This is a genomic window from Aeromonas sanarellii, from assembly GCF_000820085.1.
GTDB classification, from domain to species: Bacteria; Pseudomonadota; Gammaproteobacteria; order Enterobacterales; family Aeromonadaceae; genus Aeromonas; species Aeromonas sanarellii.
Window position 1 is genome coordinate 1 of the sequence record NZ_CDBN01000023.1, and the last position, 22,820, is coordinate 22,820.

Here is a 22,820-nt window from a genome sequence, read left to right on the forward strand (position 1 = left end):
CCTGACGGCACCCCGGGCAGCCGGCACCCTGGTGCCCCTCCCCGCGCAGCTCGTCTCACCCGTCGAGCTGCAGGCCCAGGTGCTGCCCCAGGGCCCCCTCTACCCGGGCCAGCCCTTCATCTATCAGTTGAGCCTGTGGCTGCCGGCCAACCTGGAGGCCCCCCATCTCGGCGAGCCCGCCGCCCCCGCCTTCACCATCCGCCGCCTCGGCGACGATCGCTGGGAGTCCCCCGCGAGCCCCGGCATGCCCGGGCGCCTGACCCGCAAGTGGCTGCTGCAGGCCAGGGAGCCTGGACTGCACGCCATCGAATCCCCCCGCCTGGAGGGGCGGCTGCCGGATGCCGCCGCGCCGACGGGGACGGAGGAGCGGCTGTCCGCCAGGGCGACCACCCTCTTCGTCAAGGTGGACAAGGCGCCGCTGGAGCCGGTGGCAAGCAGTCTGGTACTGCGCCAGCAGCTCAGTCCGCCCCGGGCCCGGGTCGGCGAGCCCGTGATCCGCACCCTCACCCTGGTGATGGAGGGAGGGGACGGCAGCCGCCTGTCCCCGCTCCCGGCACCGCCTCTGCCCGCCGGCCTCTCCATGCAGCCGGACGGCGAGCAGCAGCAGGAGCGCTTCGTGGCCGAAGGGGTGCTGCGCTTCGAGCGCCAGTGGCGCCAGGCCCTGACCGCAGGGGCGGCGGGTTCCTATGCGTTGCCGGCGCAGACCCTGCGCTGGTTCAACACCCGGAGCGGGCGCATCGAGGAGGCCCAACTGCCCGCACAGATCCTGGTGTTCGAGGCCGGCGCAGGCGAGGCCGCCGCTCCGCCGCCGGGTACTCAGAGCCTCTACTGGGTGGTGATGGCGATCTTGCTGCGCGCCTGGTGGCGGCGCTGGCCACGCTGGCTCGCCTTCTATCGCCTGCAGCGCGCCCTCGCCGCCCGCGCGCCGGACGCGGCCAGACGGGCCCTGCTGGCCTGGGCGGCGCTGCGCTGGGGTACCCCCTGCCGGCACCTGGCCAGCCTGCCCTGTCACCGGGACCCCGTCATGGACCCCCTGCTTGACGGGCTGGATCGGGCCTGTTTCGGCCCGCCTCAGGCCGTCGGCGACACGCTGCACTGGCAGGCGCTGGCCCGGGAGCTGTGCACCCGGGAGACCTTTGCGATAGCCTATGCTCTTGGCAAGCTGGCCTGGCGACGTTCCTGACGCCTGCCGGGAGCCACTCATGCAAAAGGACATCCCTTCATGGCGTTAGGTTTTTTTAGAAAAAAGAAGGCGGGAACGGGAAAGGATCCCTCGGCCAACCCGGTCTATCAGGAGATGGCAGACAGACAAACCAAATACGAGGCCCTGGTGCACGCCCTGCACGGGGACATCTACCGCTACGCCTACTGGCTGTGCCGGGATCCGCAAATCGCCGAGGATCTGGTGCAGGAGACCTTCCTGCGCGCCTGGAAGGGGATCGACACCCTGCAGGATGACAAGGCCGCCAAGGCGTGGCTCATCACCATCTTGCGGCGGGAGAATGCCCGTCGTTTCGAGCGCAAGCAGTTCGATCTCGTCGATCTCGACGAGCATCCCCAGCGCGATCAGGCCGCCCTGCACAACGAGCAGGAGATGGAGCACGAGTGGCTGAGGCGCCACATCGCCCGCCTGCCCGCCGAGTATCGGGAGCCCCTGCTGCTGCAGATGCTGGGAGGATTCAGTGGCGAGGAGATCGCCGAGCAACTCGGCCTGAACAAGAACACCGTCATGACGCGGCTGTTTCGGGCCCGCAACCAGATCAAAGAGGCCATGGAGTCTGCGCAGCAACAGAGAGGACATACCAATGGATGAGCTTGAATTTCGCCGCCGGGCCATCACCCATCCCTCGGACAGGGATCCCGCCTTTCTGGAGGCCGCAGAGACCTCCCCTGCCAATCGCAAGCACCTGGAGGAGATGAAGCAGCTCGACCGGCAACTGCGCCGCACCCTGGAGGTGGAAGTCCCGGCCGGGCTCGCCGACCGGATCCTGCTCAGGCAGGCGGTGGAGGCCAGCGACGAGGTCGTGATCCCCCTCACCCCTGCGGCCCCGCGCCGCACCTGGCGCCCCGTCGCCATCGCGGCCTCGGTCGCCTTCCTGCTCGGTATGAGCACCCGCTGGATCAGCTGGCCCCCGGCCTCCGAACCCTTCTCGCTGGCCCAGGTCGCCATGGCTCACGTCTACGGCGAGGAGCCCTTCATCCACGATGTGGACGAGAAGGTGAGCCTGCAGACCATCAACGCCAAGATGGAAAAGTATGGCGCCACCCTGACGGACATGCAGGGCATGACGGTGACCTATATCAATCACTGTGCCTTTTATCAGGGGCCGGCCCTGCACATGGTGATCCAGGGCAAGATGGGGCCTGTCACCCTGTTCCTGGTGCCCAAGCACCTGCCACTGGCGATCCAGCCCGATTTTGCCGATGGTCGGCTCAAGGGGGAGATACTGCCGCTCAAGGGGGCCAACATGGTGCTGATCGGCGACATGCAGGAGCCGCTCGCCCCCGTCGCCCGGCAGATCGAGTCCCGCCTGCAGTGGTCCATTTAACAGATCTTAACCCTGGCTGACCGGAACCGGTGCCACGCAAAAACACAGGCAGACGCCCTCAATGTCTGCCTGTTCATCTCAGAATCCCCGCACGTTCCCGCTTCTTGCCTCTCTGACATCACATTTTTGCCATTTATTTTGAATGACACGAACGAAACCCTTTGTTTCTTATTTATCCAATAATGGATAAAACAGACCAATAAAACGGCAAATTCAAACAAATGATTAACACAATGGAAACTTTTATGTATTCTGCTGTCACTGGTCTGATTTCTTACCTCCTACCAGATCCATAGAATCACGCCAGAAATGTATGGGAAGAAGCTGACATAACAACAGATCTTGTCGCCTACAGCGGCCAAAGAGCCGCGATTTCGACAGAAAATCTGCTACAAAGAGAGAACACTATGACGACTGCCTTTTTCAAGAAAAGCCTGATCGCTACGGCCATGACCCTGGCCAGCACCCAGACCTTCGCCGCCGCGTTCCAGCTGAACGAGCACTCGGCCTCCGGTCTGGGCCGTGCCTATGCCGGTGAAGCCGCCATCGCCGACAATGCAGCCGTGCTGTCCCGCAACCCGGCAGCCATGACCACCTTTGACAAGATGGCTCTGTCTGTCTCCGGCACCTATATCAAGCCCGACGTGGACGTGGCAGGCGACATCTATGCCGGTCCGACCAAGCTGGCACCGTCCAGCGAGAGCGACATCGCCCCCGATGCCTTCGTGCCGGCCAGCTACTTCATCCAGCCCCTGAATGATCAGTGGGCCTGGGGCATCGGCCTGTTCTCCAACTACGGCCTCTCCACCGAGTACTCCAAGACCTTCGCGGCCGGTGCCGGTGCCGGTGACACCGAGCTGGTCACCCTGAACATCAACCCCAACATCGCCTATCGCATCAACTCCAACTTCAGCGTCGGCGCCGGTATCAACGCCGTCTATGCCCAGGCCGAGCTGAACCGCTATGCCGGTGCGCTGGCTGCCGCCATCCCGGGTGCCAACTCCGATACCCGCCTGGCGCACCTGAAGGGCGACACCTGGGGCTTTGGCTGGAACGTCGGCACCCTGTACGAGATCAACGAAAACCACCGCCTCGCCCTGACCTACCGCTCCCAGGTGGACTTGAGCTTTGACGGCGACTTCCAGGGCGCCACCTCCGGCAACCGCGTCGTCGACGGCAACCTGAAGCTGGATCTGCCGGCCCAGGCCGAGTTCGCCGGTTACCACCGTCTGAACCAGCAGTTCGCGGTGCACTACTCAGTGAACTGGACCGACTGGAGCGCCTTCCAGGAGCTCAAGGCCACCAGCAGCAACTGTGCCGGCGGTGTCTGCCTGCAAAAGGACGAGAAGTTCAAGGATTCCGCCCGCTACGCCTTGGGCGGCACCTGGTACGTCAACCCGTCCTGGGAAGCCCGCATCGGCTTCGCCTATGACAACAGCCCCATCGAGCCGGAATACCGCAGCCTGAGCATCCCCGACTCCGACCGCGTCTGGTACAGCGCCGGTGCCACCTACCACATCGATCAGGACATGAGCGTCGATCTCGGCATGGCCTACCTGGACGGCAAGGAAGTGGACGTGAACGAAGGCCTGCGCAGCCACGGCGACGCCCTGCGCTGGAAAGGCACCTCCCACGGCAACGCCTTCCTGGCCTCCGCCCAGTTCAACATGAAGTTCTGATTTCATCGCCATCAAAAAGAGCGCCCCAGGGCGCTCTTTTTTTATACCAGGGCCCTGTTTCGGCGCACACATGTAGCAAACAGCTGTTCTCTTTTCGTTTTTTATCAATCTGTTATAGCCATGCCTGCCAGCATTTAATCCCGTTTTGCTCCCCTGGCCCCGCCGCCCGTTGCCTTACTGGTCGTACCATATAAAATCCCGGACCCAACCGAATAACAGAATGAACGTCCAGTTCACTCCGAGGACAAACCATGCATCCGACCATCAAACCCTCTCTCATCGCCCTGCTGCTGTTGTCTGGCCATGCCCAGGGCGCCGGCTTCCAGTTGGCGGAGCAGTCCGCTACCGGCCTGGGGCGTGCCTTCGCAGGCGAAGCCGCCATCGCCGACAATGCCAGCGTGCTCGCCCGCAACGCCGCCGCCATGACCCGCTTCGATCGCACCGCCTTCTCCGGTGGCGTCATCCATATTCAGCCCGACGTCAACATCGAGGGAGTGACCCGGGTCCCCACCGCCACGGGGCCGGTGGCCCTCGACGCCAGCGCCCACGACATCGCGGACAATGCCTGGGTCCCCAACGCCTACCTCATCCTTCCCCTGAATGAACAGTGGTGGCTGGGTCTGGCGGCAACCTCCTACTACGGCCTCGGCATCCAGATGCCGGATAACTACAACGCCGGCCACTTCGGCAATGTTTCCGACATCAAGACGGTGGATCTGGGGGCCTCCCTGGCCTACCGCATCAACGACAGCTGGAGCCTCGGGGCCGGCCTCTCCGCCATCCATGGGGAGGGGGAAGTGGGCGGCACCTTCCCCTCCAACAACAAGATAGCCAAGCACCTCAAGGGGGACGGCTGGGCCCTCGGCTGGCACCTGGGCACCCTGCTTGAGCTGTCACAGGCCACCCGCATCGGTCTCTCCTATCGCCACGACGTGAACCTGACCCTCTCAGGCGACGCCGTCGGCACGGATCTGCAGGGTCGCACCTTCACCGACACCGGCAGCCTGGATCTGCCCCTGCCCGCCACCGCCGAGCTGGCCCTGTTCCATCAGCTGACCCCGTCCCTGGCGCTGCACTCGAGCATCAACTGGACCAACTGGAGCAAGTTCGTGCAGCTCGAATCCGAGCTCGATCACTATGGCACCATGCATATCAAGGACGAGCACTGGGAAGACAGCTGGCGCTACGCCCTTGGCCTGACCTACCAGCTGGCGCCCCAGTGGCAGCTGCGCTCCGGCCTTGCCTATGATCGCAGCCCGGTGCCCGCCGATCGCCGCACCATCTCCATCCCCGACTCGGACCGGATCTGGTACAGCGCCGGGGTGGGTTACCAGATAGATCGCAATCTGTCGCTGGACGTCGGCCTGACCCTGATCGACGGCAAGAAGGTGGACGTGAGCGAGACCCTGCAGCTCAAGCCCGGCATAGCGCAAACCACCTCCACCTTCCAGGGCACTTCGGAAGGGGACGCCTGGCTGGCCGGCCTGCAGCTCAACTACCTCTTCTGACCCCAAATCCTCCGTGCAACACTCTGCCAGTTGTTGACCGTCTCGACCCGCTCGACACTGGCATAGTGATCCGCTTCACCATAGAATCAAGCCTGCACCCATGGTGGAGAGATGCATGTATTCCTATGTAGCAAGGCAGCCCATTCTGGATCGGGAGTTGAGAACCCAAGCCTATGAGCTGCTGTTTCGCGACAGCCTGGACAACGTGTTTCCCCCCGTCTCGGCACAGCAGGCCACCTCCCGACTGGTGGCCGAACAGTTTCTGCAGCAGAACATCGATCACCTGCTGGGGGGCCACCCCTGCTTCATCAACTTTCCCCACTCCCTGCTGCTGGACGGCCTGGCCGAATGCCTTCCCCATGACAAGGTCGTCATCGAGATACTGGAAGACGCCGAGCCCGATGACGCCCTGCTGGCCAAGGTGATCCAGCTCTACGAGATGGGCTATCGGCTGGCGCTGGACGACTTCACCCTGGTCGCGGAGTGGGACAGGTTCCTTCCCTATATCCACATCATCAAGTTCGATCTGCGCAGCACGCCGCTCCCCAGCATTGAGCGGTTCATGGCGAGCCATCGCCACCTGCCCCTCACCTATCTCGCCGAGAAGGTGGAGGATCAGGCCGAGTTTGAGCAGATGAAGCGGCTCGGCGTCACCCTGTTCCAGGGCTTCTTCTTCAGCCTTCCCCAGATAGTGCAGCAGCCTGCCATGCCGCCGGCCCAGCTGGTGGTGATGCAGTTGCTGGAGGTAGTCAACCAGCCCGAGCCGGATCTGGACAGGATAGAGCGGCTGCTCAATCAGGATCTCTCCCTCTCCCTCAAGCTGCTGCGCTACGTCAACCACCTCAAGCGCTTTCCCCAGCCCATCGCCTCCTTTCGCCAGGCCGCCAGCTCCCTGGGCCACGCCCAGCTGAAGCGATTCGTGGCCCTCATCGCAGCCACCAGCGCCGGTCACGACAAGAGTGCCGAGCTCTACCAGATGTCCCTCATCCGGGCCCGGTTCTGCGAGCTGCTGGCACAGACCCATGGCCCCGCCCAGCAGGCACAGCAGGCCTTCATCACCGGGCTCTTCTCCCTCTTGGACGTGCTGATGGGTCAACCGCTGGAGCAACTGCTCGGCACCATCCCCCTGACCGACGACATTCGCGCCGCCCTGCTGGCGCGCACGGGCACTCTGGGCTTCTACCTCGCATTCTGTGAAGAGTACGAGAAGGCCAACTGGCAGCGGATCGCCGCCAGCACTGCCCGCCTCGGCCTCAACGAGGAGAAGGTCAGCCACCTCTATCTGACCGCCACCGCCTGGGTCGATCAGCAGCTCCAGGCCATGGGGGTGGAATAGACCCCTCTCCCTCACCTCTAAATGACAACGTCCCTCATGGAGGGACGTTGTCATTTCATCGTGCAGGACCATAGTGCCCGAGTCCGTTGTCTGGCGTCAGCCCAGCTCGATGGCCATGGCGGTCGCCTCCCCGCCCCCGATGCACAGACTCGCCACCCCCCGCTTGAGCCCGCGCGTGCGCAGGGCGTGAACCAGGGTCACCAGGATGCGGGCGCCGCTGGCCCCGAGGGGATGCCCCAGCGCGCAGGCCCCGCCATTCACATTCAGCTTGTGATGGGGGATACCGCAGCCCGCCATGGCCAGCATGCTTACCATGGCGAAGGCCTCGTTCACCTCGAACAGATCCACTTCCTCCACCGACCAGCCCACCCGGGCCAGCAGCTTTTCGATGGCGCCGACGGGGGCGCTGGTAAACTCAGCCGGCAGGGCGGCATGGCTCTGGTAGCCCACCACCCTGGCAAGCACGGACAACCCCAGGCGCTCGGCGGTCTCGGCCCGCATCAGCACCAGCGCCGCCGCCCCGTCCGAGATGGAGCTGGCGTTGGCCGCCGTGATGGTGCCGGTCTTGCTGAAGGCCGGTTTCAGGGTCGGTATCTTGTCGGGCCTGGCCTTGCCCGGTTGCTCGTCATCGGCCAGCAGCAGAGCATCAGCGGCCATCACGGGCGCCAGCTCTGCCTGGAAGGCGCCACTCTGCTGCGCCGCCAGGGCCCGCTCCAGGGAGGCGATGGCGAAGGCATCCATGTCGGCCCGGGTCAACCCGGCCCGGTCCGCGCAGAGCTGGGCATAGTGCCCCATCAGCTGCCCCTCGTAGGCATCCTGCAAGCCGTCGAGGAACATGTGATCCAGCACGGTCGAATGGCCCATGCGATAACCGCTGCGCGCCTTGTCCAGCAGATAGGGGGCCCGGCTCATGCTCTCCATGCCCCCCGCCACCACCACCTCGGCTTCCCCCAGGCGCAGGCTGCCCGCCGCCAGCATCACCGCCTTCATGCCGGAGCCGCACACCTTGTTCAGGGTGGTGCAGGGAACGCTGTCCGGCAGCCCGGCCTTGAGCGCCGCCTGGCGGGCCGGGGCCTGCCCGACCCCGGCACTCAGCACGTTGCCGAAGTAGACCTCATCGACCCGCTCCCCATCAATGCCCGCCGCCGTCAGCGCAGCGCGGATGGCGCAGTCGCCGAGCTCGGGAGCCGTCAGACCGCTCAGGGCCCCCTGAAAAGCCCCCATAGGGGTACGTTTGGCCGCAACAATCACGATATCCATCGATAGCACTCTCCTTGTTACATTGGGATAACATATGCCGCCGCCGTCACCGGAACAAGACTTGCGGGGAAGTTGACGTTTGGGTAAGGTGCCAGCCTGCATTGACAATCAGATGACAGCCAAAACAACCCTATGACCAAATCCAAGGATGAGAGCCGTACCTTCAGCATCAGCGAACTGGCCCGCGAGTTCGATGTGACCACCCGCAGCATCCGCTTCTACGAGGATCAGGGGTTGCTGAACCCGACCCGCCAGGGGCAGACCCGGATCTACAGCCGTCAGGACAGGGTACGCCTCAAGCTGACCCTGCGCGGCAAGCGGCTGGGCTTCAGCCTGGCGGACATTCGCGAGCTGTTCGATCTCTACGACGCGGACAAGAGCAGCCGCTCCCAGTTGCAGACCATGCTGGGACTGGTGGCCGACAAGCGGGAGACGCTGCAGCAGCAGCTCGAAGACATTCAGATGGTGCTGCTGGAGCTGGAGGCGGCCGAGCAGCGCTGCCGACAGGCCCTGGCCCAGCTGGGCGCCTGAACTCGGGGCGTTCGCCCGGGCTGACGGAGAACACGGGGAAAAGAAGAGGGAGGCACTTGGCCTCCCTCTTCTGTTTATCACGCCTGGCCCGGTATCAGGCCTCCTTGCTCCAGCGATCCGGATCGTAATCCGGGCTGTAGCGATCGACGATGATGGCGCAGGCCGCATCGCCGGTGATGTTCAGCGCGGTCCGGATCATGTCGAACAGGCGATCCAGCGCGAACAGCAGCGGCAGACCCTCGATGGGGATCCCGGCCGCCAGCAGCACGGCGACCACCAGGAAGCTCGGGCCCGGCACGCCGGCCTGACCGATGGCACCCAGGGTGGAGGTGACGATGATCGCCGCCCAGGCTCCCATGGAGAGATCGATGTTGTAGACCTGGGCGAAGAAGATGGCGACCAGGCCGTAATAGATGGCATTGCCGCTCATGTTGATGGTGGCGCCGAGCGGCAGCACGAAGGACGCGGTGGCGTTGGTCACCTTCAGATCGCGCTCGCAGGTCTCCATGTTGACCGGCAGGGTCGCCATGGACGAGGCGGTGGAGAAGGCCACGATCTGCGGCTTCTTCATCGCCGAGAAGTACTTGCGTACCGGCGTGTTGGAGAAGAACGCGATGAGCAGCGGATAGACCACGAAGCCGAAGATCAGGATGGCGGCGACATAGACCACGAACAGCTTGAGCACCAGGGTCAGCACGTCGAAGCCATAGGTGCCGATGGCGTCGGCCATCAGGCCGAATACCCCGATGGGGGCAATCAGCATCACCTTGTTGATCATCCAGACGAAGGCGTCCACCAGGGTGTTGAGCCCGTCCACCAGCGGCTTGGCGCGCTCGCGGGGCTGCTTGGCCAGGGCGATGCCGAGGAACATGCAGAACACCAGGATCTGCAGGATGTTCGCCTCGTTCAGGGCGCTGAACACGTTGGTCGGGATCATGCCGAGCAGGGTGGCGATCGCATCGGGCAGTTCGCCCTTGTCGGCGTAGTCACCGGAGAACATGGCCGCGGTGGAGCCGAAGTCCACGCCGACGCCGGGCTTGAAGATCTGCCCCATCACCAGGGCCAGGAACACCGCCAGGGCTGAGGTAATGAGGAAGAAGGCGAGCGTGGTCACCCCTATCTTGCCCGCGGCGGGGCTCGCGCCCAGGTTGGCGGCACCGGACAGGATGGCGACCGCCACCAGCGGGATCACCAGCATCTTGATCAACTGGATAAACAGGGTGCCGAGCGGCGCAAACACCGTGGCCTGCTCTCCCATGAGCGCCCCCGCCAGCGCACCCAGCACCATGGCAACCACGACCTGGAAGCCGATATTTTTGATTAATCCTTTCGTTAACACAGAATGTTCCTTTATTTAGCAATTACTCACACTTTTGCAGCGTAAATGACCACCCAGAGCGTCAAATCCTCTCCATTGCTCTGGCGGTGCGCTTTATCTCATATTTGCATGCCGTTTAACATCCCGATTCCTGAACGGATCGAATTTTTCATATCTCCGAAAAAACGGGGCCTCATAGGAACCTCATCGGTTTTCACCTATTTCACCATGACAAAGACCAAAACAGTGTGCTACGTTGACCTTGCAAACGTGCATACAGGGAAGAAAAGATGCTGAAAGTTAACGAGTATTTTGACGGAAATGTTAAATCTATCGGTTTCGAGCAAAAAGGCGAGAAGGCCACGGTCGGTGTGATGGAAGCGGGTGAGTACCTGTTCAACACCGCCGCCCCGGAACGCATGACGGTGATCAAGGGCGCCCTCACCATCCAGCTGGCCGACGAGGATGAGTGGCACACCTACCATCAGGGCGAGTCCTTCGACGTGGCCGGTCACTCCTCGTTCAAGCTGGAAGTGAAGATCGCCACCGCCTATCTGTGCGAGTTCCTCGACTGATGGCGTCACGGGCGCCGTGGGATGCCGGATCGGCTCTCATGGCGCTCTTCACCCTGACCCCATTTTCGCACCGCCATCACACCCCGCCCTTTCCCCCCTTTTCAACGACTACAAAAAATTTACAATGTTTAGACGAAATCCATAATTGGAGTACGTCATGATCAGTGTCTTCGACCTGTTTTCCATCGGGATAGGCCCCTCCTCCTCCCATACCGTGGGGCCGATGCGGGCCGCCTTCGCCTTCGTCCACGCCCTCAAGCAGAACGCACTCCTCTCCCGTACCGGGCGCGTCGTCACCGAGTGTTACGGCTCACTGGGTCAGACCGGCAAGGGGCACGGCACCGGCAAGGCCATCATCCTGGGGCTGGCGGGTTTTGAACCCGAGTCCGTGGATATCGAAGCCATTCCCGCCTTCCTCGACCAGGTGGAGCACAGCCAGAGCCTGCACCTCGGGGGGGAACAGCCGAGCCAGTTTCCCCGGGTCGGCGCCATCCTCTTCAACCGGCGCAAGACCCTGCCCGCCCACTCCAACGGCATGACGTTGCGTGCCTTCGACGGCGAGACCCTGATCTTCGAGCAGACCTACTACTCCATCGGCGGCGGCTTCATCATCGAGGAGAGCCACTTCGCCAATGCCCGGGAAGAGGCCGCCCGCTTCGATGCCGCCCACCCCATCCCCTACCCGTTCGAGAGCGGTGCCGAGCTGCTGGCCCAGTGTCAGGAGAGCGGCCTCTCCATCTCGGGGTTGATGCTGGCCAACGAGAAGGTGTTTCGCAGCGAGGCGGAGATAAAGGCGGGCCTGCGCAAGATCTGGCAGGCGATGCAGAGCTGTGTCGAGCGCGGTTGCAGGAGCGAGGGGGTGCTGCCCGGCGGCCTCAAGGTGAAGCGCCGGGCCCCCGCCCTCTATCGCCAGCTCTGTGGCGAGACCAGCTTCAACAAGGATCCCCTGATGGTGATGGAGTGGGTGGACCTGTTTGCCCTGGCCGTCAACGAGGAGAACGCCGCCGGCGGCCGGGTGGTGACGGCCCCCACCAACGGCGCCGCCGGCATCATCCCCGCCGTGCTGCACTACTATGATCGCTTCGTGCGCAAGGTGGATGACGATCTGCTGATGCAGTACTTCCTCACCGCCGCCGCCATCGGCATCCTCTACAAGAAGAACGCCTCCCTGTCGGGGGCGGAGGTGGGCTGCCAGGGCGAGGTGGGCGTCGCCTGCTCCATGGCCGCCGGCGCCCTGGCCGAGCTGCTGGGGGCCAGCCCCGCCATCGTCGAAAATGCCGCCGAGATCGGCATGGAGCACAACTTAGGTTTGACGTGCGATCCCATCGGCGGCCTGGTGCAGGTGCCCTGCATCGAGCGCAACGCCATGGGGGCGGTCAAGGCGATCAATGCCGCCCGGCTCGCCCTGCGCGGCACAGGCGAACACAAGGTGTCCCTGGACAAGGTGATCAGAACCATGTGGGAGACCGGCAACGACATGAAGACCAAATACAAGGAAACCGCCCGTGGCGGCCTCGCCGTCAACATCACCGAATGTTAATGCGCCGTAAACCAGCCACATACGACACTCAACTACCCGGCCTTGCCGGGTATTTTTTTGCAAAACGTTTGCATGGCGCTTAACAAAATGGATAACCATCAAAATAAATTTTATACTCGCGCCGCGAATTCAACAAAAATAGATCTGTTTCAACTTTTTTTAGGCATAGAGCCGTTACACTGTGGTTATCCGGTTCCCTGGCCTTTGTGACGACAGACCCGTCCCATGGATCCCCTTTCTGCGAGCGGGCATGGCGCCCCCTTCTACCCTGAGGTAATTGTTACATGATCAGCGTTTTTGATATTTTCAAAATCGGTGTTGGCCCCTCCTCTTCCCACACTGTCGGCCCCATGAAGGCTGCCAAACAGTTCGTGGATGAACTGCGTGCTGGCGGCAAGATCCGTGACATCACCCGGATCCAGGTCGATGTCTACGGCTCCCTCTCCTGGACCGGCAAGGGCCACCACACGGATACCGCCATCATCATGGGCCTGGCGGGCAACCTGCCGGAAAACGTCGATATCGACGCCATTCCCGAGTTCATCTCCCGGGTCGAGCAGACCGGGCGTCTGCCCATCGGCCTGCACTGCCACACCGTCAGCTTCCCGAAGGGGGCCATGGTGTTCCATGACGAGGCCCTGCCCCTGCACGAGAACGGCATGAAGCTGACCGCCTTCATCGAAGACGAGGCCATCTACAGCAAGACCTACTACTCCATCGGTGGCGGCTTCATCGTCGACGAAGAGAACTTCGGCAAGGGTGACAGCGGCGACATGGCCGTCAGCTACCCGTTCAAGAGCGCGGCCGAACTGCTCGCCCATTGCGGCCAGAGCGGCCTCTCCATCTCCGCCCTGATGATGGAGAACGAGAAGTGCTTCAACACCCCGGAAGAGATCTACAAGAAGCTCGGCAAGATCTGGACCACCATGCGTGAAGGGATCGAGCGCGGCTGCCGTACCGAGGGCGTGCTCTCCGGCCCGCTGCGGGTACCGCGCCGTGCCGCACCGCTCTATCGCCAGCTGACCACCAACGAGAACCTCTCCAACGATCCCATGAACATCGTGGACTGGGTCAACATGTTCGCCCTGGCGGTGAGCGAGGAGAACGCCGCCGGTGGCCGCGTCGTCACCGCGCCGACCAACGGCGCCGCCGGCATCATCCCGGCCGTGCTGGCCTACTATGACAAGTTCATCCAGCCGGTGGGCCGTGACGAGTACACCCGCTTCTATCTGGCCGCCGCCGCCGTCGGCATGCTCTACAAGATGAACGCCTCCATCTCCGGCGCCGAAGTGGGCTGCCAGGGCGAGGTCGGCGTCTCCTGCTCCATGGCCGCCGCCGGTCTGACCGAACTGATGGGCGGCAGCCCGGAGCACGTCTGCGAAGCGGCCGAGATCGGCATGGAGCACAACCTGGGGCTGACCTGCGACCCGGTCGCCGGCCAGGTACAGGTACCCTGCATCGAACGCAACGCCATCGCCGCCATGAAGGCCGTCAACGCCTCCCGCATGGCCCTGCGCCGCACCTCCAAGCCGCGGGTGTCCCTCGACAAGGTGATCGAGACCATGTACATCACCGGCAAGGACATGGACTCCAAGTACCGCGAGACTTCCCGCGGTGGCCTGGCCATCAAGGTGATGCAGGTTGCCTGTGACTAAATCCGGATTGCGATGACATGAAGAGAGCGGGATATATTCCCGCTTTTTTTTGGTCGTTATTTCCCGGGCTTGCTGAGCAAAGCCCTTGATTAAGGCGAGTTTGATAGAGAAGCAAAGAGAAAAAACAGGCGACAAGCGGCCCGATGCGGGTGGCCATGAGGGGTGGGTCAGTGAGGGAGCAAGAGGCGACTATTCCCCGATGCGATCGGCCAGGGTGCCGACGGCCACCACGAAATAGGGGGAGCGGTTCCAGTGACGCAGCACCCGGTAATTGTCGTAGGCGAGGTAGCTGCGCCCGTGAATATCGTCGGGGCGGATGAGGGAGGCCTGCATGTCGGCCTTCGGCAGCGGCGAGCCATCCAGCCGACGCACCCCGAGGGCCTGCCAGGCCGAGAGCGGCTTGCGGGTCTCAAGCCCCAGCAGGGCAGGATCGAGATCGCCGGGCACCCTCACCCGCCGACCCCAGGTCTCGTCCTCGCGCCAGCCGTTCCGGTGCAGATAATTGGCAGCGGATCCAAAGACATCCGCGAGATTTCCCCACAGATCCTTCCTGCCATCCCCGTCCTGATCCACCGCGTATGCGAGGAAGGAGGAGGGCATGAACTGCACCTGCCCCATGGCCCCCGCCCAGGATCCCTTGAAGGCCGCCGGGCTCACATGCCCCTGCTCCAGGATGCGAAGGGCATCGAACAGTTGATCCTTGAAGAAGGCTTCCCGTCGCCCGTCCCAGGCCAGGGTCGCCAGGGAGGAGATCAGCGGGAAATTACCGGTCAATTTGCCGAAATTGGTTTCAATTCCCCACAGGGCGACAATAAAACGGGGTTGCACCCCATATTCACGGCCTATTTTTGTGAGCAGCGGCAAATGCTGGCGATATAAGGCGTTGGCTTGCTTGACTTTCCATTCCGGCACCGCGCGGGGAATATATGTGTCCAGCGTCAATTTGAATTCCGGCTGGTTTTTATCGTGCCGGATCGCTGCCTCGATGAGGCGGACATCGGCAAAGGCGGCCTGCACGGTGGCGGCCGGGATCCCGACTGCCACCGCCTCCTGTTTGAGGCCCTCGACATAGCGTGCGAAGTCGGGGCTGGCCTGCAGTGGCGCGCTCAACAAACCGCCGAGCAATAGCAGCGCCAGCAGACCCCGCATCAGGATGAGGCCTTCAATTGCGCCTTGTGCTGCTCCAGCAGGTTTTCCGGCGGGGGCGGTACCTGCAGGTAGAAGCCCTGACTCTTCAGGGCGGCCATCACCCGCTCGGTCGAGGCCAGCCCCAGGGGCTTGGCCGGGTCCAGTTTGGTCATCAGGACCAGCTCGGGACGCCCGAAGGTACTCATCAGTGCCTCTGGCACCCGGGAAAAGTCCTCTCTTCTTTCAATAAAGAGATAGGTCTCGGCTTTTTTGCGACTTTTATAGACTGCACACAACATGGAACTTGATATAATCCGACGGGTTTATTGCCTCTGGTGGTGGCAAACTATAACATCAGGAATTGAATAACAATAACGTATTGCCGTCTCGGTTCGGGGAAGATTCATGGTTGAACGCGATAACGAATTGAAAGGGACCACCTTCACTATTTCTGTGTTGCATCTCAGCGATGGCAATCCGGCCCGGATCCGACAACTGCTGGAGGCCAAGGTCGCGCAGGCCCCCCAGTTTTTTAATTGTGCCCCCCTCGTCCTCAATGTGGAACGCCTCACCGAGATCCCGGATTTCGAACAGCTCAAGGAGCTGGTCGAGTCGGAGGATTTCGTGCTGGTCGGCATCACAGGGACCCGGGACGAGGCGATGAAGACGGCGGCCAAGGCGGCCGGTCTCGCGGTGCTGGTCTCGGGCAAGAGCCGCAAGGCCGAGCCCGTGGCACCCGCGCCGGCCCCCGAACCTGAGGCAACACCAGTCGCCCCCGTTCAGGCCCCCCTGGAGGCGAGCAAGGTCCACGTCGGACCGGTGCGCTCCGGCCAGCAGATCTATGCCGCCGGCACCTCCCTGGTGGTGCTGGGCTCGGTCAGCCCGGGCGCCGAGGTCATCGCCGACGACAGCATCCATGTTTATGGCGCCCTGCGTGGCCGTGCCATCGCGGGGGCCAAGGGCAATCCCCAGGCCCGCATTTATTGTCAGCAATTGCAGGCCGAGCTGCTCTCCATCGCGGGCACTTTCCAGCTCAGCGATGCATTGCCGGCAGGCCTGATCCAAGAGCCAGTCCATATCCGGCTGGACAACGAACAACTTCGTATAGACCGAATCAAATAGAGTTACAAGGAAGCGAGAATGGCGCGAATCATAGTCGTTACATCGGGCAAAGGTGGCGTTGGCAAGACCACAACCAGCGCGGCCCTGAGTACCGGTTTAGCCCAGCGTGGCCACAAGACAGTGGTCATCGATTTTGACATTGGCCTGAGAAACCTGGATCTCATCATGGGCTGCGAGCGCCGCGTGGTGTATGACTTCGTCAACGTCATCAACGGGGAAGCCAACCTCAACCAGGCCCTCATCAAGGACAAGCGTTGCGAGAACCTCTTCATCCTGCCCGCCTCCCAGACCCGGGACAAGGACGCCCTGACCCGTGACGGGGTCGAGAAGATCCTAGATCAGCTGGCGGAGATGAAGTTCGACTACATCGTCTGCGACTCCCCCGCCGGCATCGAGTCTGGCGCCCTGATGGCGCTCTACTTCGCCGACGAGGCCATCGTCACCACCAACCCGGAAGTCTCTTCCGTGCGCGATTCCGATCGCATCCTCGGCATCCTGGCCTCCAAGTCCCGCCGTGCCGAGCGTGGCGAGGATCCCATCAAGGAGCACCTGCTGCTGACCCGCTACTGCCCGACCCGCGTCAACCGTGGCGACATGCTGAGCGTGCAGGACGTGCAGGAGATCCTGGCCATCAAACTGCTCGGGGTGATCCCGGAGTCCCAGGCAGTGCTGCGCGCCTCCAACTCCGGCGAGCCGGTGATCCTGGACAAGGAGTCCGATGCCGGTCAGGCCTATGAGGACGCCGTCGCGCGCCTGCTGGGTGACACCAAGGATTTTCGTTTTCTGGAAGAAGAGAAGAAGGGCTTCTTTAGCCGACTGTTCGGGAGTTAAACATGTCATTATTGGATTATTTTCGTTCCAACAAGAAACAGAACACCGCACAACTGGCCAAAGAGCGGTTGCAGATCATCGTCGCCCACGAGCGCTCATCCAGAGGGGGGCCGGATTACCTGCCCCAGCTCAAGCAGGACATCCTCGACGTGATCCGCAAATACGTGGAGATAGACCCTGACAAGATCACGGTCCAGCTCGACAAGAAGAGCGACGAGCTGTCGGTGCTGGAGCTCAACATCACCTTCGCCGACGACAAGAAGGGATGAGCTGACGCCCCATGCGCGACCCTTTCCCCCAATGAAGACCGGATCCTTTGCCAGGATCCGGTTTTTATTGGTGCCGGCACATCTCGCCAAGGGTGACGGGGGCGGCTAGAATACCGCGCACCACGAGGGCCTGCCGACGGCGCCCCTCCCCATCATCTGGAACACCGAACTTATGTCTTTGCACGACGAAATGCACAGCGTCGAGGAACTGCTCGACACCGCCCTCGCGCTCTTCATGGAGCTGGCCTCCGACAACCTGCCCGAGCAGGAGATCGCCCGTTTCAACCAGGAGTTCAACGACCGCGGCCTGCTGGCGGAAACCGATCCCGCCGATGACTGGGCGGCGGACGTGGGCTTCGAGGTCAGCGATGCCGACTATATCGAGGTCTGGATCGGCCTTGGCAACGAACAGGAAGAGTACGAACACCTGTTCGCCCGCATGCTGCTCTCCCGCCGCGTCGACGAGAAGTTCTGCCACATCGAATGGCTGCCCCAATAATTCCGGATCCCGATGATCCCGGTCACTATGACTGGGACGCAGAGCCCGAGCCCGTGAGAACGACGGGGTGGCGACGCCTGCTGGGCTGGCTCGGCAAGCTGTTGCTGGCCGCCTTCCTCAGCACCATAGTTTCGGTGGCATTGCTGCGCTTCATCGATCCCCCCATGTGGACCTGGCGCCTCGAACGGGCGCTGTTCCCGCCGGCCAAGGTGGCCGAGGTGAAGCACGACTGGGTGCCGCTTGAGCAGATTTCCCGCGAGCTGCAGCTGGCGGTCATCGCCGCCGAGGATCAGCGCTTTGCCGAGCACAACGGCTTCGACATGGATGCCATCAGCTCCGCCCTCAGGCACAACCAGCAGAGCCGGCGGGTGCGTGGCGCCAGCACCCTCAGCCAGCAGACGGCGAAGAACCTCTTCATGTGGAGCGATCGCAGCTTCCTGCGCAAGGGGATCGAGGCCTGGTTCACCCTGCTGATGGAGCTGGGCTGGGACAAGTCCCGCATCCTCGAGGTTTATCTGAACATCGTGGAGTTCGGACCCGGCATCTATGGCGCCGAGGCCGCCGCCAGGCACTACTTCGGCAAGCCGGCGGCGCGGCTGACCCGCTACGAGGCCTCCCTGCTGGCCGCCGCCCTGCCCAACCCCTGGCGCTACCGGGTCAAGCCCCCCTCGCCCTATGTGCAAAAGCGCTCGGCCTGGATCCGCCGCCAGATGGGCCAGCTCGGCCAGATCACCCTGAACCGGGTCCACGAGGCGGGCTAGGCGGGTCGGCGGCATCGGGCGCAGGGCCAAGATGACCGCCGACGGTTTCCCGGTGCAACGGCAGATAGTGCCACCACCAGGTCTCCCGTCGCCGCGTGATCCGTCGCCTGTAGTGTCGTCGCTTCATGCTGCCTGCACGCCTCGTCATGCCGCCCGCGCGGCGGCTCTGTTAACCTTATCCCCTGATCCCGCCATTTGACAGCGCGGTGTCGCCGACCCAGGCTGGCTGCCACCCCCAATAATTGCTAAAGTGGCGAACCTGGACGTATCTGGAGTGATTTCATGGAACAACGTAGCCCGGATCAGCTGGTCGAGTGGGCCTATGATCAGTTTCTGGAGCAGGCCGCCGACATGCTGGCCCCCGAACAAATCGTCGACATTACCCTCGAGTTCGAGCAGCGTGGCGCCGTCGAGGCGACCCTGCCCAATGCGGACTGGTCGACCGAACTCGGCGAGCCGGTCGACATGGCGCGTTGGGCCGAGGTCTGGGTCGGCTTGCTGGATCACCAGGAGGAGTTCGAGGTGATCTACGCCATCTTCCTGCTGCCCCGGGATCAGAGTGAACACGAGGTGCACGTTCGCTGGCACCGCCAGCAACAGGCATAAGAAAGGCGCCCCTGGCGCCTTTTTCGTTTTTGCGATTCACCGGTTCAAGGCCGTGCCGCGACGGCCTTGGCCAGGCAGCGCCGGCACCAGCAGGCTCCGGCATCGCTCATGGGCAGAGCCGGCAACTGGCTGCACCAGCAGCGTTCGATGGGCTCACCGGCAGAGACGGCGCAAAACGCCGGCTCGCCGCATCCCGGGCAGACATGGGTGCTGATGGTCCCGTCCAGCTCCGCCATGCGCGCCAGCTGGGCCTCGCTGTCCATGGCGGACCACTGGCCTATCTCGGTCAGGGTGCGACCGCAGCCGAGGCAGAGCCCATCCCTGGCCTGGCACTGGCCTATGCAGGGGCTCGGCACCTTATTCGCCGTCCCCGGCCGCATTCGCCCCGGTGAGGCTGATACTGTTGTCTTCGATGACGATCCTGCCCTGCTTGTAGAGCCCGCCGATCGCCTTCTTGAAGGTGCCCTTGCTCATGTTGAACATCTTGTAGATGAGCTCGGGGTCGCTCTTGTCCCCCACCGCCAGACTCCCCCCCTGCTTTTGCAGCCGGGTCAGGATGCGCTCCCCGGCGTCGTCCATGCGGGCCAGCCCGGGTTTTTGCAGGGCCAGATCCAGCTTGCCATCCTCACGCACCTGCTTGACCCAGGCGGTCAGCGGCCGACCCGTCATCACCCGGCCGAACACCTCGTTCCTGAACAGCATGCCGGCGTACTGGCCGTTGACCACGGCCTTGATGCCGAGGGGGGTGTGTTCCCCCGGCAGGGCCGTCACCTCGTCGCCGGCCTTGAAGGGGGGATCGCTGCGCAGGAACCGCTCCAGGCGGCTGGTGCCCACCATGCGCCCCTCGTTGTCCAGCATCAGGTGCACCAGATAGACGTGACCCACCTGCATCGGCTTGTTCTGCTCGCGGCTCGGCACGAACAGATCCTTCTTCATGCCCCAGTCGAGGAAGGCGCCTATCTTGTTGGCGTTGACCACCTTGAGGCCGACGATGTCCCCCACCATGGCGAAGGGCTTGTCAGTGGTGATCACCGGCTCGCAATCGGCGTCCAGATAGAGGAAGACGGACACCTCACCCCCTTCGGCGACGCCTTCCGGCAGCTGGCGCCTGGGCAGCAGCAGCTCGCCATATTCCCCCGCAGCCAGCCAGGCGCCGCGATCCTCGAGCTCAACGACGGTGAGGGTGTTCATCTTGCCAATCTGTAACATGGTGATCTCTTCTTTCAATATCCGGATGGGCCCGTTTTGCCGGCCCGTAAATGGAGGCGCATCGCCGCCGTCGTCCGACGTAAAGAGGACGGGGGCTTATTTCTCATGCAGGCGCGCATGTTACCCCAGAGCGGGGGCTGGACCTAGTCCCCTGCCCTCTGGACGCGGACTATTTTCCCGTCCCCTGGCGCCCAGATTGGCGATATTAGCAGCATTCGGTCGCCCCTTTACTGCAAATAACCCCACTTTTAGGTAGACTTCGCGGCCGTCAAATCCGGAGGAAGCGTCGATGAACCCAGCCACTCGTACCCGTCATCTCAATCAGTGGATCCAGGCCCACAGCCGGCAGGACATGAGTTATCCGGCCCTGCACGGCTTTCTCTGCGCCCGCCTGACGGGGCCGACCGTCCCCGACTGGCGGGATCCGCTGGCCGGTCTGCTGCCCCATGAGGCCGAGCTGGACGAGAAGAGTGCCGAGGCGCTGCACCAGCTGATCGCCGAGCTGGAGGCCCAGGCCGACGCGGCACAGCTCGCCCTGCCCAGCCAGTGTCGCCTCGCCACCGACAACCCGGAGCAGGTGTTTGACAAGAGCCATCCTCTGGGCCAGTGGAGCTACGGCTTCAGCCAGGGGGTCGCCTGCTGGCCCACCCCGACGGACCTGAACGATCCGGCCACCCGCCAGCGCTTCAGCCTGGTCGCCGAGCTCTGCCTGTTTCGCGACAAGCCCATGGCCATGATGCTGCACCAGGCTGCGGCCAGCGAGCTGCCCTTCCTCGATTTTTGCAAGCGCCAGCGCCAGCAGATGAAGACGGCCCTGAACCTCCTGCTCGGCCTTGAACACTACGAGGCCAGGCCCGAGGAGCCAGAGCTCCCCGAGAACGACCAGACCCGCCAGTGGCAGCAGTGGTTCGAGCAGGCGGCCCAGAGCCGCGACCCCCTCGCCCGCCTGGCCTGGTTTGATCGCATCGTGGCCGATGCCACCCCCCTGTTCGGCGAGACGTTCTGGCAAGCCCACGCAGGCCATGGCTGGCAGGCCCCCGAGGCCCGGCCCCTGATCGCGGCCAGGGCGGGGCGGGCCGACTGCCTGCTGCGCCTGGGACAGCTGGCGCAGGCCAGGGACGAATACCTTGCCCTGCTCGCGCTCTGCCTCGCCGACGAGCCGGGTTGCCGCCATCCTCTCTCCAGCCTCTATGCCCGGCAAGGGGAGTGGGACGCCCTCAAGGCACTGCTGGTGCGCTTCGACGAGGCCTCCTGCTGGCTGCTCTACAACAGGGCGCTGATGAGCTTTGTCTGCGAGGGGCCAGAGGCGGCCCGTCCGCATCTGGCCGCCGCCCTTGGCGCAAACCCCCATGTGCCCGCCTGCCTGCTGGGCCAGCGCAAGCTCCCCAGGCAGGATCCCCCGCACTGGCAGCCGGGCAGCCGGGACGAGGCCGCACTCTATGCCTTGCAGAGCCGTGAGGCCTGGCTTGCTCATAATGCCTTGATCTGGCTGCGTAAAGGGGTCAGCAAACAGGTCAGTTGAGACCCTATTTGTCCCCTTGATGATGCAACACGTGCGCAAACGCACATTTTTCTGGTGCCTGGTCGGACAAATGCCCCTGTGTTACGTATCATCAAGGTCAAAGTATCAAGAGAAACTGCACTCGATGCAGCCGCCACAGCAGGATGTCATATGTCGAAGATCATAGAGCTGCTCGCGCATTACCCTCCCTATCAGCTGGTGCACGCCGCTGAGATGGTGCGCGATACCTTTGAACAGTTTTATCAGCAGCGTTACCAGCTGACGGTACCCCAGTGGCGCCTGATGATGGTGCTCGGTCCCCACTACCCCATCAGCCAGAAGGAGCTGGTGGAGGCGAGCGGCATGGACAAGGTGCGGATCTCCCGCGAGATCCACCGCCTGGTGGAGAAGGGCATACTGTTCACCGAGAACAGCGTGCAGGACAAGCGCATCAGCCTGGTCTCCTTCACCCCGGCGGGGCTCACCCTGTTCCAGCAGCTCAAGACCGAGGCGGGCAGCTGGCAGCATACCCTCACCGACTATCTGCCGGAGGAGGCGCGCCAGAGCATCCGCTTCCACCTGCAGAGCGTCAGCGACGCCATCGAGCAGCTCCACCTGCTGGACAAGGAGCAACAGTCATGAAGCTGACCCAGTTTGCCACCATGGACGTCAACATGCTGCTGAGCCTGGTCAACATGCAGCTGCGTGATCACTACGATGATCTGGACGATCTCTGCCAGTCCCAGGATCTCGACAAGGCGGCCCTGGTGGCCCGCCTCGCCACCGGTGATTTCCACTATCTGCCCGCACAGAGGCAGTTCAGATAGGGATCCGGATCACAACCCGGCCCATGCCGCTGGCGACGGCGACAAAAACTGCTATGGTGATGGCTACCCGGTCAGTGGCCAGTGGCAAGGCGTACGGATACATCTTGCTGTCACAG

Annotated in this window: 25 protein-coding genes; 19 read left to right on the forward strand and 6 right to left on the reverse strand. The window is 63.1% G+C overall.

What is annotated here, in order from left to right:
- The 6 genes from BN1132_RS05215 to BN1132_RS05240 all read left to right on the forward strand — a co-directional run.
- Positions 1–1,183, forward strand: a 1,183-nt coding sequence (locus BN1132_RS05215) for a BatD family protein (protein ID WP_042075652.1), incomplete at its 5' end; no start/stop codon positions are given.
- A gap of 39 nt (positions 1,184–1,222) precedes the next feature.
- On the forward strand, positions 1,223–1,813 hold the full coding sequence (locus tag BN1132_RS05220; RefSeq protein ID WP_084202601.1) for a sigma-70 family RNA polymerase sigma factor: 591 nt from the start codon (positions 1,223–1,225) through the stop codon (positions 1,811–1,813).
- Complete coding sequence (locus BN1132_RS05225) at positions 1,806–2,549, forward strand: DUF3379 domain-containing protein (RefSeq protein WP_042075656.1); 744 nt, start codon at positions 1,806–1,808, stop codon at positions 2,547–2,549. Before BN1132_RS05220 ends, BN1132_RS05225 begins: the two co-directional genes overlap by 8 nt.
- A gap of 407 nt (positions 2,550–2,956) precedes the next feature.
- On the forward strand, positions 2,957–4,228 hold the full coding sequence (locus BN1132_RS05230; protein ID WP_042075658.1) for an outer membrane protein transport protein: 1,272 nt from the start codon (positions 2,957–2,959) through the stop codon (positions 4,226–4,228).
- Between the two features lie 251 nt (positions 4,229–4,479).
- Positions 4,480–5,736 carry an outer membrane protein transport protein gene (locus BN1132_RS05235; RefSeq protein WP_042075661.1) on the forward strand — a complete coding sequence of 419 codons (1,257 nt, stop codon included), beginning with the start codon at positions 4,480–4,482 and terminating at the stop codon, positions 5,734–5,736.
- A gap of 115 nt (positions 5,737–5,851) precedes the next feature.
- Entirely contained in the window at positions 5,852–7,072 is a 1,221-nt protein-coding gene (locus tag BN1132_RS05240) for an EAL and HDOD domain-containing protein (protein WP_042075663.1), read from the forward strand.
- 96 nt (positions 7,073–7,168) lie between these two features.
- Here BN1132_RS05240 and BN1132_RS05245 read toward each other — a convergent pair whose 3' ends face one another.
- The gene (locus tag BN1132_RS05245) at positions 7,169–8,332 is read right to left on the reverse strand and encodes a thiolase family protein (RefSeq protein WP_042075665.1); all 1,164 of its coding nucleotides are present in this window, start codon (positions 8,330–8,332) and stop codon (positions 7,169–7,171) included.
- Positions 8,333–8,464: 132 nt separating this feature from the next.
- Here BN1132_RS05245 and BN1132_RS05250 point away from each other — a divergent pair, with 132 nt between their 5' ends.
- A complete protein-coding gene (locus BN1132_RS05250) occupies positions 8,465–8,863 on the forward strand; it encodes a MerR family transcriptional regulator (protein ID WP_042075666.1) in 399 nt (132 codons plus the stop codon).
- Between the two features lie 94 nt (positions 8,864–8,957).
- On the opposite strand, the gene BN1132_RS05255 is transcribed toward BN1132_RS05250, so the two are convergent.
- The gene (locus BN1132_RS05255) at positions 8,958–10,202 is read right to left on the reverse strand and encodes a dicarboxylate/amino acid:cation symporter (protein ID WP_042075668.1); all 1,245 of its coding nucleotides are present in this window, start codon (positions 10,200–10,202) and stop codon (positions 8,958–8,960) included.
- A 269-nt stretch (positions 10,203–10,471) separates the two neighbouring features.
- Between BN1132_RS05255 and ppnP the strand changes: the two genes are divergently transcribed.
- From ppnP to BN1132_RS05270, 3 genes are all read left to right on the forward strand, one after another.
- Positions 10,472–10,756 carry a pyrimidine/purine nucleoside phosphorylase gene (ppnP, locus tag BN1132_RS05260; protein ID WP_042075670.1) on the forward strand — a complete coding sequence of 95 codons (285 nt, stop codon included), beginning with the start codon at positions 10,472–10,474 and terminating at the stop codon, positions 10,754–10,756.
- 157 nt (positions 10,757–10,913) lie between these two features.
- A complete protein-coding gene (locus BN1132_RS05265; protein WP_042075672.1) occupies positions 10,914–12,296 on the forward strand; it encodes an L-serine ammonia-lyase in 1,383 nt (460 codons plus the stop codon).
- A 284-nt stretch (positions 12,297–12,580) separates the two neighbouring features.
- Positions 12,581–13,951, forward strand: coding sequence for an L-serine ammonia-lyase (locus tag BN1132_RS05270; RefSeq protein WP_042075674.1), 1,371 nt, complete (start codon positions 12,581–12,583; stop codon positions 13,949–13,951).
- A gap of 189 nt (positions 13,952–14,140) precedes the next feature.
- Here the strand turns inward: BN1132_RS05270 and BN1132_RS05275 are convergent, their stop codons facing one another.
- Both BN1132_RS05275 and BN1132_RS05280 read right to left on the reverse strand, forming a co-directional pair.
- Entirely contained in the window at positions 14,141–15,100 is a 960-nt protein-coding gene (locus BN1132_RS05275) for a lytic murein transglycosylase (protein ID WP_042075677.1), read from the reverse strand.
- Positions 15,100–15,378: a YcgL domain-containing protein gene (locus tag BN1132_RS05280; protein WP_042075678.1), complete on the reverse strand. Its 279-nt coding sequence runs from the start codon at positions 15,376–15,378 to the stop codon at positions 15,100–15,102. Before BN1132_RS05280 ends, BN1132_RS05275 begins: the two co-directional genes overlap by 1 nt.
- A gap of 106 nt (positions 15,379–15,484) precedes the next feature.
- On the opposite strand from BN1132_RS05280, the gene minC reads away from it, so the two are divergent.
- The 6 genes from minC (at position 15,485) to BN1132_RS05310 (ending at position 19,167) form a co-directional block, all read left to right on the forward strand.
- Complete coding sequence (gene minC, locus BN1132_RS05285; protein ID WP_042075680.1) at positions 15,485–16,201, forward strand: septum site-determining protein MinC; 717 nt, start codon at positions 15,485–15,487, stop codon at positions 16,199–16,201.
- 18 nt (positions 16,202–16,219) lie between these two features.
- Positions 16,220–17,032 (forward strand): septum site-determining protein MinD, encoded by an 813-nt coding sequence (gene minD / locus BN1132_RS05290; RefSeq protein ID WP_042075682.1) that lies wholly within the window; start codon positions 16,220–16,222, stop codon positions 17,030–17,032.
- A 2-nt stretch (positions 17,033–17,034) separates the two neighbouring features.
- Positions 17,035–17,301 carry a cell division topological specificity factor MinE gene (gene minE / locus BN1132_RS05295; protein ID WP_042075683.1) on the forward strand — a complete coding sequence of 89 codons (267 nt, stop codon included), beginning with the start codon at positions 17,035–17,037 and terminating at the stop codon, positions 17,299–17,301.
- Between the two features lie 172 nt (positions 17,302–17,473).
- Positions 17,474–17,800, forward strand: coding sequence for an HI1450 family dsDNA-mimic protein (locus BN1132_RS05300; RefSeq protein ID WP_042075684.1), 327 nt, complete (start codon positions 17,474–17,476; stop codon positions 17,798–17,800).
- Entirely contained in the window at positions 17,785–18,561 is a 777-nt protein-coding gene (mtgA, locus tag BN1132_RS05305; RefSeq protein WP_042075686.1) for a monofunctional biosynthetic peptidoglycan transglycosylase, read from the forward strand. Before BN1132_RS05300 ends, mtgA begins: the two co-directional genes overlap by 16 nt.
- 282 nt (positions 18,562–18,843) lie before the next feature.
- A complete protein-coding gene (locus BN1132_RS05310) occupies positions 18,844–19,167 on the forward strand; it encodes an HI1450 family dsDNA-mimic protein (protein WP_042075688.1) in 324 nt (107 codons plus the stop codon).
- A gap of 44 nt (positions 19,168–19,211) precedes the next feature.
- Here the strand turns inward: BN1132_RS05310 and BN1132_RS05315 are convergent, their stop codons facing one another.
- A complete protein-coding gene (locus BN1132_RS05315) occupies positions 19,212–19,523 on the reverse strand; it encodes a DUF1289 domain-containing protein (RefSeq protein ID WP_042075689.1) in 312 nt (103 codons plus the stop codon).
- Position 19,524: 1 nt separating this feature from the next.
- On the reverse strand, positions 19,525–20,394 hold the full coding sequence (locus BN1132_RS05320) for a CvfB family protein (RefSeq protein WP_042075691.1): 870 nt from the start codon (positions 20,392–20,394) through the stop codon (positions 19,525–19,527).
- Positions 20,395–20,665: 271 nt separating this feature from the next.
- Here BN1132_RS05320 and BN1132_RS05325 point away from each other — a divergent pair, with 271 nt between their 5' ends.
- The 3 genes from BN1132_RS05325 (at position 20,666) to BN1132_RS05335 (ending at position 22,704) form a co-directional block, all read left to right on the forward strand.
- Positions 20,666–21,898, forward strand: a complete 1,233-nt coding sequence (locus tag BN1132_RS05325; protein WP_042075693.1) for a UPF0149 family protein — start codon at positions 20,666–20,668, stop codon at positions 21,896–21,898.
- Between the two features lie 150 nt (positions 21,899–22,048).
- Positions 22,049–22,519: a MarR family winged helix-turn-helix transcriptional regulator gene (locus BN1132_RS05330; protein ID WP_042075694.1), complete on the forward strand. Its 471-nt coding sequence runs from the start codon at positions 22,049–22,051 to the stop codon at positions 22,517–22,519.
- Positions 22,516–22,704, forward strand: coding sequence for a DUF4250 domain-containing protein (locus BN1132_RS05335; RefSeq protein ID WP_042075696.1), 189 nt, complete (start codon positions 22,516–22,518; stop codon positions 22,702–22,704). Before BN1132_RS05330 ends, BN1132_RS05335 begins: the two co-directional genes overlap by 4 nt.
- Positions 22,705–22,820 lie beyond the last annotated feature (116 nt).